At 39.3% G+C, this 12130-nt stretch carries 11 protein-coding genes; 6 read left to right on the top strand and 5 right to left on the bottom strand.

Annotated elements, in window-relative coordinates; all coding sequences use genetic code 11:
• Positions 1-322 precede the first annotated feature (322 nt).
• Complete coding sequence (gene htpX / locus C0W29_RS10455; protein ID WP_036795165.1) at positions 323-1207, bottom strand: protease HtpX; 885 nt, start codon at positions 1205-1207, stop codon at positions 323-325.
• A 376-nt stretch (positions 1208-1583) separates the two neighbouring features.
• On the opposite strand from htpX, the gene C0W29_RS21750 reads away from it, so the two are divergent.
• Entirely contained in the window at positions 1584-1748 is a 165-nt protein-coding gene (locus C0W29_RS21750; protein WP_045041523.1) for a hypothetical protein, read from the top strand.
• Between the two features lie 50 nt (positions 1749-1798).
• Here the strand turns inward: C0W29_RS21750 and bioD are convergent, their stop codons facing one another.
• The 4 genes from bioD to bioB are packed head-to-tail and all read right to left on the bottom strand — an operon-like array spanning position 1799 to position 5491.
• On the bottom strand, positions 1799-2506 hold the full coding sequence (gene bioD, locus C0W29_RS10450) for a dethiobiotin synthase (RefSeq protein WP_045044401.1): 708 nt from the start codon (positions 2504-2506) through the stop codon (positions 1799-1801).
• Positions 2499-3323, bottom strand: coding sequence for a malonyl-ACP O-methyltransferase BioC (gene bioC, locus C0W29_RS10445; protein WP_045044400.1), 825 nt, complete (start codon positions 3321-3323; stop codon positions 2499-2501). Before bioC ends, bioD begins: the two co-directional genes overlap by 8 nt.
• Complete coding sequence (gene bioF, locus C0W29_RS10440; RefSeq protein WP_045044582.1) at positions 3313-4452, bottom strand: 8-amino-7-oxononanoate synthase; 1140 nt, start codon at positions 4450-4452, stop codon at positions 3313-3315. The genes bioC and bioF overlap by 11 nt, the downstream gene beginning before the upstream one ends.
• A complete protein-coding gene (gene bioB, locus C0W29_RS10435) occupies positions 4439-5491 on the bottom strand; it encodes a biotin synthase BioB (RefSeq protein ID WP_045041526.1) in 1053 nt (350 codons plus the stop codon). The genes bioF and bioB overlap by 14 nt, the downstream gene beginning before the upstream one ends.
• Positions 5492-5683: 192 nt before the next feature.
• Between bioB and bioA the strand changes: the two genes are divergently transcribed.
• The 5 genes from bioA (at position 5684) to C0W29_RS10410 (ending at position 12120) form a co-directional block, all read left to right on the top strand.
• Positions 5684-6964 carry an adenosylmethionine--8-amino-7-oxononanoate transaminase gene (gene bioA, locus C0W29_RS10430; RefSeq protein WP_235869012.1) on the top strand — a complete coding sequence of 427 codons (1281 nt, stop codon included), beginning with the start codon at positions 5684-5686 and terminating at the stop codon, positions 6962-6964.
• 165 nt (positions 6965-7129) lie between these two features.
• Positions 7130-7693, top strand: a complete 564-nt coding sequence (locus C0W29_RS10425) for an LON peptidase substrate-binding domain-containing protein (RefSeq protein WP_045041527.1) — start codon at positions 7130-7132, stop codon at positions 7691-7693.
• A 612-nt stretch (positions 7694-8305) separates the two neighbouring features.
• On the top strand, positions 8306-9886 hold the full coding sequence (locus C0W29_RS10420; RefSeq protein WP_045044399.1) for an L-lactate permease: 1581 nt from the start codon (positions 8306-8308) through the stop codon (positions 9884-9886).
• Between the two features lie 86 nt (positions 9887-9972).
• The gene (locus C0W29_RS10415) at positions 9973-10692 is read left to right on the top strand and encodes a (Fe-S)-binding protein (RefSeq protein WP_036795177.1); all 720 of its coding nucleotides are present in this window, start codon (positions 9973-9975) and stop codon (positions 10690-10692) included.
• A gap of 12 nt (positions 10693-10704) precedes the next feature.
• Positions 10705-12120, top strand: coding sequence for a LutB/LldF family L-lactate oxidation iron-sulfur protein (locus C0W29_RS10410; RefSeq protein WP_045044398.1), 1416 nt, complete (start codon positions 10705-10707; stop codon positions 12118-12120).
• Positions 12121-12130: the final 10 nt, after the last annotated feature.

Raw genomic sequence — 12130 nt, 5'->3', positions numbered from 1 at the left:
TCTATTTACTTTTTGGTTTTATGGCGTTTTCTTTGGTAGCTATCCTGGTAATAGTTGGGCTAACTGAAAAGAATACATCGCTGGTAACTGGGCTAAAAGCAGGTAGTCTTGCATCTTTATTTGTAACGTCAGCAATGTGCTTTAGTCAAACGCTCGCTGGAACTTCTAACGTTCAGTACTTATTCTAATTCTGGGGTGTTTCACTTCTTGGTTTCTGGTATGTAGAAAACCAAGAAAAAGCACTATTAAAATAATAACTCAAAAAAAAGCCCTCAGAGCGACTGCTGGGGGCTTATGTTATTATTTATGCGTTAGTAAATAATTACTTTATATACTCACCGCGACGCAATGCATCAATACGTTTTTCTAATGGTGGGTGGGTCATAAATAGTTCTGATAGTGATTTCTTACCATTAATACCAAACGCCATCATAGAACCTTCTAAATGAGGCTCATGACTCACTTTTAAACGTTCAAGCGCAGCAATCATTTTGTCTCGGCCAACCAACTTTGCAGAGCCAGCATCAGCATAGAACTCACGATGACGGCTGTACCACATCGTTAAAATGCTTGCTAAGAAACCAAATAATACTTCCATGATTGAAGAAACAATAAAGTAAGTCATGTAGCTACCGCCACTCTCGCCTTCTTCACTGTTATTATTAACACCACTAATCGCACCAGCAACAAGACGAGAAACAAAGATCACGAATGTATTTACTACACCTTGCATTAACGTCATGGTTACCATATCACCATTAGCAACATGGCTAATTTCATGAGCTAATACCGCTTCAGCCTCATCACGAGTCATGCTATGCAGCAATCCCGTTGATACTGCCACCAATGCATCATCACGCTTAGCACCTGTTGCAAACGCATTAATATCAGGTGCATCATAAATAGCAACGGTCGGCATACCAATGCCAGCTTGCTCTGCTTGACGAGCAACAGTATTAATTAGCCAATGTTCAGTTTCATTACGTGGGCTATCAATAACAACACCGCCAACTGAACGTAACGCCATTGACTTTGACATCATTAACGACACTAATGATCCACCAAAACCGAACAAAGCAGCCATCACTAACAATCCAGACAGGCTGCCAGGTTTCATTCCTGTTACCGCATAAACAATGTTAAGCACAATACTAAACACTATCATTACGGCAAGGTTCGTTGCTAAAAACAACGCAATACGTTTCATATCTATTATTTTCTCCAATTGAAAGGACGTTACCAATCTGGTTTTTGCTTTATAGATCGTATTCTAGCGCCTTATTGGTACATTAAGACGATTATTACTCACTATATTCAAATAATATGACGATAAGTTAAAGTGCTAAATTGTTACCAATTCTTATCCGCTCTTTATTTATGGCTATTTCATCATAAGATAGCGTCAAAAAATCATTATTGTTTAATCAAAAATTGGCACCTTTACCTTGAAAATAGCTTCTAATTGCTAAAATAAGTGATGATTAGACTTTGGTAGTATTGATTTCGTCACATAACTCGATTATTGTTTACACATTGTTATGAAACAATGCACACAAAAAGACATGATTACACAGGGAGGGTTCATGGCTAATAATGAAAATTATCAAGTTGCTATAGATATTTTACGTTGCCATCTTGGAATGTCCATTGATGAAGCACATAAAGAGCTTGGCCTTGAGCAAGTTGGTAATACAGCGCCAATGACAGAAGTACAGGAAAGACTAATGGGGCTTAATTCAGCTAGTTAGTTATACAACTCAATTAAAACAAAAGGCACATTGCGTGCCTTTTGTTGCTTTTACTGACCCAAATTTAATACAGTTAGATCGATATATTTAGCAAAGTGATCGTGCTTATTGTCAATCATTCCCTGTCTATTCATTGATATATATGGGATCTCAGCTATTTTCTTCCCCGGTAATTGCTGCTCTAGCCATGTTATCATTTCAGCATAATTATCCGTTACTGGATGCACTTGATTAGCTATCCAGCCTACAATTGTTAATCCATCAGCTTGAATAGCTTCAGCGGTTAATAAAGCATGATTTAAGCATCCAAGTTTAATACCCACTACTAAAATAACCGGTAATTGTTCTTGCTTTACCCATGATGAAAGATAATCACCATTATTTATAGGGACTCGCCAACCACCAGCACCTTCAATAAGCACGCATTCAGATTTCGTCTTAAGAGCTGCTAACCCTTCCGACAATACACTAAATTTAATTGCTTTATTTTCTTCAGTTGCAGCAATATGAGGTGAAACAGGACGATAAAAAGTATATGGATTAACTTCATCATATGTCACCACAATTGATGATGCTTGTTGGAGTAACAACGCATCACTATTACGTAATCCTTGCGCTGTTTTATCACTACCAGATGCAATCGGTTTATAACCCACCATCGCAATACCTGCTTGTTTAGCAGCATTTAAAAGAGCACAACTACAGACAGTTTTCCCTACATCGGTATCAGTACCAGCGACAAAATAGGCTTTATTCATTGATCAATACTCCAAAACATACTTGGTATGTCGCTGGTAATAGTCCATTGTCTAAACGAAAACGTTCATACGCATCTTCTAAATCAATGAATGTCTGTCGGCCAACAAGTCCTGATTGTCGTTGTTGGTGTAAATGTGTAGCACCAATACCTTTTAAATCTTTCATTAATTTCATCGCGGTTGGGTAATATACCGTTATAGGTTTATATTCTAACGCTTCAATAACTAAACCTGACCGAGCAATTTCTGCAGCAATAACATGTTGTGATTTAAATGTATTAACATGTTGCTGAGTATCAATTTGTGACCATGCTTGTTTTAGCTCACCTAATGAGCCATCAATAAGAGTGGTAAAAAAAATCCGCCCCTCAGGCCGAACAACCCGTCGTAACTCTCGCAATGGCACACTTAAATCATCGCACCACTGCAAAGCTAGGTTACTAAAAGCAAGATCATAACTATGATCCGCCATCACAATCTTTTCAGCATCCGTTTGCAAATATTGGCAATCTTTTCCGCATCGTTGTTGAGCTTGTAACAACATTGCAGTAGAAAGATCTGCAGCAGTAACAGCAAACCCTTGTTGATGCAGCATTGCACTGAAATAACCTGTTCCGCAACCAATATCAATCACTCTCGGCGTTGATATAGCAGAAGATCTTGTCGGCATTAAAGATAACAATTGATGCCCAACCTGTCGTTGAAATGCAGCAGATTTATCGTAATGTTGGGCTGCACGTCCAAATGCATTTGCAATAGCTTGTTTCTTTGATAGATCAATTGAGAATGCAGATTTATCTATTAAGCTATCCAACATCAACCACCTCATTAATAGCAACCGCCAACTGGCGAATATCAGTTTCATTATGATTAGCTGTTAGTGTAATTCGCAAACGCGCACTGTGCGGCGGCACTGTTGGTGGACGAATTGCACCGACCTTAATACCGCGTTGCTGTAATTGAGTAGCAATCGCCATTGTTTGAGTACTATCACCAATAATAATCGGTTTAATCGGTGTGATCGTTGGCATGAGGTCAATGCTATTATCAAGGTAATGATCCAAGTGTCCCGACAGCGCCTGCAATTTTTCTCGACGCCAAGGCTGAGTTTGAATCAAAGAACACGCCTGTCTTAATGCGACCGCTTGTGCTGGTGGCATCGCTGTCGAATAGATATAATGTCGAGCAAATTGAATTAAATATTCTGCGGTCTCTTGACTGCATAATACGGCTGCACCTTGTATTCCAAATGCTTTGCCAAAGGTAACAACTAAGATATCAGCTTTTATTCCTGCCAGATGACAGCTACCTTGCCCTGCTTCGCCTAATACCCCACAGCCATGAGCATCATCAACCATCAGCCAACTTTGATGCTGCTCTGTTATTTGTCGCAATAATGCCAGCGGTGCACAGTCGCCATCCATGCTGAAAACACCCTCAGTCACAACCAATGACGCAGTATCAACGTCAGTATTCATTGTCGCAAATTGACGAACCAGAGCAGTAACATCATTATGTGCAAACCGCTTCATTTTTGCAGGTGATAACATGCCAGCTTCAATTAAAGAGGCATGATTAAGCTTATCTTGAAAGAGATGATCTTGTGCCTGTAACAAGGTAAATAACACCGCTTGATTAGCACTAAAACCACTGTTGAATAACAGTGCCCGTTGATACCCTAACCACTCAGTTAATTGTTGTTCTAAATCAGCATGAGGAGGTTGAAAGCCAGTAACTAAGGGTGATGCACCACTTCCAGCGCCATATTTATCCAATCCAAGTTGCCATGCCGCTATGATTTCAGGATCTTGTGCTAGACCAAGATAATCATTGCTAGCAAAATTCAGCCATTGTGGATTTTCCTCAACATATTTTAATTGTCGGTAAAGCCCTTGTTGTTGCCGTTGTACAAGCGCTTGGTGATGACGCTGATTAAAGAGAGGCATCATAGAAAATGTCATCTTTGGTTGGGCGTGCAGCAACACGTTCTGCAACTTGAACAAAAAGTGCTTCTGCTTGAATGTCATCAGGCTTAGCTGCTTGCTGCTGGCTATTAATACCTAGCTTAGCGAATAATTGCATGTCCTTATCCTCACCAGGATTTGGTGTGGTTAATAATTTACAACCGTAGAACACAGAATTAGCACCAGCCATAAAGCACAACGCTTGCATTTGCTCATTCATATCCTCACGACCAGCAGAAAGCCTTACTGCTGATTGTGGCATAATGATACGAGCGACCGCAATAATACGAATGAAATCAAACGGATCGACATCTTCTGCATTTTCAAGTGGTGTGCCTTTTACTTTCACCAGCATGTTAATCGGTACGCTTTCAGGATGAACAGGTAAATTGGCTAACTCCACCAGCAATCCAGCGCGATCTCGTGCACTTTCTCCCATGCCAATAATGCCGCCAGAACAAATTTTCATCCCTGCATCACGCACATGCGCTAAGGTATCTAATCGATCTTGATAAGTACGCGTGGTAATCACATTACCGTAGTATTCAGGTGAGGTATCAAGGTTATGGTTATAGTAATCCAACCCAGCAGCAGCTAGTGTATTCGCTTGATCAGTGGTGATCATACCTAATGTCATACATGTTTCTAAGCCTAACTTCTTAACGCCTTGCACCATATCAAGCAAGTAAGGCATATCTCTGTCTTTAGGGTTTTTCCATGCCGCCCCCATACAAAATCGAGTCGCACCTGATTGCTTAGCTTTTATCGCGGCATCAAGTACTCGATCAACTTCCAATAAGCGTTCTTTCTCTATATCAGTGCGATAATGTGCACTTTGAGGACAATACTTACAATCCTCAGGACAAGCGCCAGTTTTAATAGAAAGCAAGGTACTAACTTGTACTTGATTAGGCTGGTGAAATTGACGATGAATTTGTTGAGCTTCAAACACTAAATCCATAAACGGCTTATTAAATAAAGCCTGCACTTCCTCAACGGTCCAATTACAACGAACTTCCACAATGCGTCCCTCTTTTTATACTTTATTGTTAATATATTGAAATAAATACAATAACGATGTAGAGCCATTACCGATTTACGACAGGTTGCGTGATAAATAACCAACCAGACATTTCATTACCTTTTAGATGTTGGCTAGTCTACTAACAGCACGTAAACTGTCAACCACAAAACATAAATTTGGTTTACAACAGTGCACAAAGAAAACAATATTGACCTCGATTTTGACCAACAGCATATTTGGCACCCTTATACATCAACCATTACACCGCTCCCTTGTTACCCTGTCACTGAGGCTCATGGCGTATACCTTACTCTTGAAAATGGTACTCAATTAATCGATGGCATGTCTTCATGGTGGTCTGCTATTCACGGTTATAACCACCCACAACTAACTGCTGCGGCAAAAACACAACTCGATAAAATGTCGCATGTGATGTTCGGCGGCATTACCCATCAACCTGCGGTTGATCTATGTAAGAAGTTAGTTGCAATGACACCTCAGGGGTTAGATACCGTTTTTCTTGCTGATTCAGGTTCGGTAGCCGTTGAAGTTGCACTTAAAATGGCGTTGCAATACTGGCATGCTAAAGGTGAGTCTAAATCCAAGTTTTTAACCCTCAGTCACGGTTATCATGGCGATACTTTTGCCGCGATGTCAGTGACCGATCCCGATAACTCCATGCACAGTATTTATAAAGGTTTTTTACCAGAACATATTTTTGCTGACTCCCCACAGTGCAATTTCTGGGACGAGTGGAATGAAAATGATATTAGTGATTTTTCCAATAAATTAGCGCAACACCACCAGCAAATTGCCGCCGTTATTTTAGAACCTATCGTACAAGGTGCTGGAGGAATGCGGCTGTATCATCCAACCTATCTACGTCGAGTACGCAAATTATGCGATGATTATGGGGTACTATTAATTGCAGATGAAATTGCTGTCGGTTTTGGACGTACAGGAAAACTGTTTGCCTGTGAGCATGCCAATATTAGCCCTGATATTATGTGTGTTGGTAAAGCTCTCACTGGCGGGTATATGACATTATCGGCAACCATCACTCATAAAAAAATCGCAGATACAGTATGCAGTGGCGATGCTGGGTGTTTTATGCATGGACCAACATTTATGGGCAATCCCCTCGCCTGTGCCGTTGCTAATGCTAGCCTTGAGATACTGGAACAAAACCAATGGCAACAACAAGTTGCAGAAATTGAAGCACAACTTGCTAATGAGTTACCTAAAATTGAAACACTTGAAAAAGTAAAGCAGGTACGCTGGTTAGGTGCTATAGGAGTGGTAGAATTACATCAAGCCGTAAATATGGCTGAAATTCAACAGGCTTTTGTTAATGCTGGCGTATGGATTCGACCTTTTGGTTGCTTAGTTTATATTATGCCACCCTATATTATAACCTCAGCCCAATTATCACGTTTAACTCAAGCGATATATCAAATATTAAACACATAATGCTACTTTACTAAGCAGCCTTTTATTTTACCGCAGTATCATAAAGCAGACATTATTCTATTTTAGTCTGCTTATACTGATTAAAGGTGCCCGACCAACATAATAATAATGATATATCGAGCGACCATTTACTTATGTTAAAACACATTAGCTAGGGTTATCATTATGCAATTACCTCTCTTCCCTCTGGATATTTACTTATTGCCCAATGGTATTTGCAAATTACGTATTTACGAGCAACGTTATATTCGATTAGTAAAACTAGCGACAACCAATCATCATGGCTTCGGGTTATGCATGAAAATTGATGATACTTTGTGCCATTTTGGGACTCGCGCCATTATTACCGATTTTGATCCCCTCCCCGATGGCTTTATGAGTATTACCATTCAGGGGGTTGAGATGTTTTTAATTAATAATCATTGGCAAGATAGTGACTACCTTTATGTCGGTGATACTTCGCCAGTTCCAAACTGGCATAGCAAAGATATTAATTTTATCGATCAAAACATCTCAGATAACTTAAAACAACTCTTCCAACAGCACCCAGATCATGCTCGTTATTATCCCGAGCCAAAATTTGATGATATTACGTGGGTATGTCAGCGATGGCTCGAAATTCTGCCATTAGAAGTGAATCAAAAGCAATGGTTTATGAGTCGCAACGACTGTAGTGCTGCGTTATCTTTTCTACATACGGTGATCAATAATAATGCTAGCTTAAAATAAGCCTATTTCTCTACAACCACGCATAATCCACCCAGCCAGTTATGAGTGATTATTTCTTATTTTTAACAGGAAATGATATAACGCTCAAAAAGAATATAAATATATTATTATTTACTTCATTAAATATATTTCAAGCTTACCAAATAACGTTTATTATATTCCAATTAACCATATTAAATGCATTCTTAATCGTATTAACACTAATTTTCACGCTTAAATAATCACTGTATTGATAATCATTATCCTTAATAAAAAATAACTAATATTTTCATTAAAATAAGTACCTAAAATATTAGCTTATGTATGCAAATATATTGTTTCCAATAGTGATACAATCATGATCTTTACCTACTGAGCATAACTTCATAACACATTGATTTTTTGAACTTAATTAAAAACTCATTACCTACTACATTTATATTCACATCACATTTAATTGATAAGTATGATAAATACAGAAAAAAAATAGATAGAAAGTTTCTTTTTCCTGCCTACAATAATCTCCCCACTGAGGTTATCAGTAAAAAAAATACTATTCATATAGTAATAATAAATAAAAACAAAAATCGTCTATTGAAATACGGAATAAGACGACTCAGTCAGGGAAAAAATATGCTTAATCTAGCTATATCGATCATTCCAATTTTATTATTGATTTGGATGATGACAAAAAAAAATGCACTACCATCACATATCGCATTACCTTTAACCGCAATAATTATTGGTATTTTACAATTAATTTATTTTGGCACTAGTGGACGGCTATTAACTGCAAATATTATTTCTGGCACTTTATCAGCAATTACTCCTATTTCGATTATTGCTGGTGCGATTTTATTAAATCGTACCCTCTCAGTTTCCGGCTGTGAAGATGTCATAAAACAATGGTTAGAAGGTATTAGTAAAAACCAGATTGGTCAGCTAATGATCATTGGCTGGGCATTTGCTTTTATGATTGAAGGAGCATCTGGATTTGGCACACCAGCAGCAATTGCAGCGCCGATTCTAGTTGGATTAGGTTTTAATCCACTACGCGTTGCAATGTTAGCGTTAGTGATGAACTCAGTACCAGTCTCTTTCGGTGCTGTAGGTACACCAACATGGTTTGGATTCGGTAACTTAGGGCTTTCTGATACAGAATTACTGCATGTGGGAAGTTTATCCGCAATCATGCATACCGTTGCAGCAATAGTGATACCCGTTATTGCTCTGAAATTTATTGTTAGCTGGCAACAAATTCGTCGCAACATTATTTTTATTCAGCTAAGTATTTGGTCATGCACACTACCTTATGTCTGGTTAGCACAATGGAACTATGAGTTCCCAGCTCTGATTGGTGGTGCTATTGGCTTAACCTTATCAATACTTTTTGCGCGCTATAACGTTGGCTTAGAAAAAAAGGATATCACAGAAGAAAATACAACGGATTCTTTACCGTTTGGATGTGTATTTAAAGCGATGGCACCAACCCTATTGTTAATTGTTATTTTAATTGTTACTCGAATTAAACAATTAGGACTAAAGGGAATGTTAAATGATGCAACGCCAATGTGGAATATTCACTTAGGATTTGCCGACTTGCATATTAGCCAAGCTCTAATTATTCACATAAACCAAATTTTAGGCACTGATACAGCATGGGCATACAAAACACTTTATGTACCAGCATTAATCCCGTTTTTCTTGGTCGTGTTCGTCTCAATTCCTTTTCTAAAAATGAGTTCACATCAAGTAAAAGCTGTATTTAGTGATACTGCATCACGAATAAAAACCCCTTTTATCGCCCTTATTGGTGCGTTAATTATGGTGAAATTCATGATGATTGGCGGTGATCATTCACCAATTATGACTACGGGTAATGCCTTTGCAGATCTCTTAGGTAAAAATTGGCAATACTGTGCCGCGTATCTTGGTGCTTTAGGTGCCTTTTTCTCTGGTTCAGCAACAGTTTCCAATCTTACTTTTGGTGCGATTCAACAAAGTATTGCCCACACTGTCGGTCTACCAGAAACCATCATTCTTGCCTTGCAATCTGTCGGCGGTGCGATGGGTAATATGGTGTGTATAAATAATATTATCGCAGTATCAGCCATACTTGGTATTGCGAATAAAGAAGGCTACATCATCAAACGAACAGTTATTCCTATGGTTTTATATGGCGTAATTGTCGCTATCGTGAGTACTTTTCTTTAATCGGTTAACGAAAATAGGTTTACGCGCTGTACAACAGCCGTAAACCAATAATATCTCAGGCGCCTTTACGCCACTGGAGCAATAAAATGAAGGTAAACTTTTTTGTCACTTGTCTTGGCGATACCGTAAAAGCAGAGGTTGCTAAAAAGACCGTACAACTGCTTGAACAACTAGAGTGTGAAGTGATCTTTCCTGAACGCCAAGGTTGTTGTGGTCAACCCGCACTAAATAGTGGCTATATAGAAAAAAGCAAACCCGCAATGAAAAGTATGATCGAAGCTTTCGAAATCAACGATTATCCGATTGTGACACCTGCAGGTTCATGTGCCGCTTCTGTAAAAAAGTATCCACATTATTTAGAAGATGAGCCAGAGTGGGCAGCACGAGCGAAAAAAGTTGCTGACCGTTTATTTGAGCTAACCCAATTTGTTGTACGTCAATTAGGCGTAGAAAATGTTGGTGCTCGTCTTGAAGGTAAAGGTGTTTATCACCCCTCTTGTAGCCTTATCCGTAAATTAGGCGTACGTGAAGAGCCGCTTATTTTACTGAATAACGTTGAAGGGCTTGAACTACTACCCATTGATAACCAAGAAACGTGTTGCGGTTTTGGCGGTACATTCTCAGTCAAGATGTCTGAAATTTCAGGTGAAATGGTAACAGAAAAAGTACAACACATTAGTGCTGTAAAACCTGACTTCTTGATTGGTGCTGATATTAGCTGCTTACTAAATATTGGTGGTCGTATTAGCCGTGAAGGTCAACCTATTAAAGTAATGCACATTGTTGATGTGCTGATGAGTCGTTAAGAGGTCATTATTATGTCAATGAAAACTAGCAACGTTAAATTTAAAGATCGTATTCATCTAAAAATGAAAGACGAATCGATGCGTGCCGCCGTTGCCAACGCACAAGAACGGATGTTCAAAAGTCGTGCTGTTGCCGCTGAAAAATTAGGTAATTGGGAAGAGTGGCGTGAAATGGGCATGGATATTCGTAACCATGTGCTTGAAAATCTAGACTACTACTTACAACAACTTAGCGAAAATGTAGAAAAAAATGGTGGTCATGTATTCTTTGCCGCCACAGCAGAAGATGCAACCAATTACATCGAAACCATTGTTAAGAAAAAGAACGCAAAGAAAATTGTAAAATCAAAATCAATGGTGACCGAAGAAATCGGCATGAACCAAATGATTCAACGCAATAATTGTGAAATCATCGAGACCGATTTAGGCGAATATATTCTACAAGTTGACGATTGCGATGCGCCATCGCACATTGTTGTACCAGCATTACACAAAAATCGTACTCAAATTCGCGAAGTGTTCAAAGAAAAGCTCGGTTATGAAGGATCATCTGATCCTGAAGCAATGACCCGCTTTGTCCGTGAGCATATTCGTCATGACTTCCTTGAAGCGGAAATCGGTATTACTGGCTGTAACTTTGCCATTGCCGAATCAGGTACTGTCACCTTAGTTACTAACGAAGGTAACGCTCGTCTTGCAACTAGCCTGCCTAAAACACATATTGCTGTCATGGGTATGGAGCGTATTGTTCCTACGTTTGAAGAGTTTGATATTGTTGCAAGCCTACTTTGTCGTAGCGCAGTTGGTTTACCGTTAACAGGTTACGTTACCGCGCTAACCGGTCCTCGTGAAGATGATAACTGTGACGGCCCTGAAGAGTTCCATTTAGTTATTGTTGATAACGGTCGCTCAAAGATTTTAGGCTCAGAGTTCCGTTCAATACTTCGTTGTATCCGCTGTGCAGCATGTGTTAACACTTGTCCAGCTTACCGTCATATTGGTGGCCAATCTTACGGTTCAATCTACTCAGGCCCAATTGGTGCTGTATTATCACCACTACTTGGCGGCTATAAAGACTTTAAAGACTTACCTAACGCTTGTAGATTATGCCGCGCTTGCCATGACGTTTGTCCAGTGAAAATCCCACTGTCTGATTTATTGCTAAAACATCGTCAAATTATGGGTGAAGAAAAAATCACGGCTCCAGCTGAGCGTGCAGCTATCACTGGCTTTAACTTTGTCAACTCCCACCCTTTCATCTGGGATAAAACAGTTAAAATGGGCGCAATTATCGCTGGAAAACTGATTAAAAATGGCAAATTACCGTTCAAAGTTGGCTTGCTCAATGCTTGGACACAAACTCGTGATTTACCCGAACCTGCTGGTCAATCATTCCGTAGCTGGTTCAAAAATAGAGACGACAAATAAGGGGCTTCCG

Origin of the sequence: Photobacterium kishitanii, from assembly GCF_003026355.1 — a bacterium.
GTDB classification, from domain to species: Bacteria; Pseudomonadota; Gammaproteobacteria; order Enterobacterales; family Vibrionaceae; genus Photobacterium; species Photobacterium kishitanii.
The sequence above is the reverse complement of the archived record's forward strand: the minus strand, read 5'-3'. Positions and strand labels throughout refer to the sequence as shown.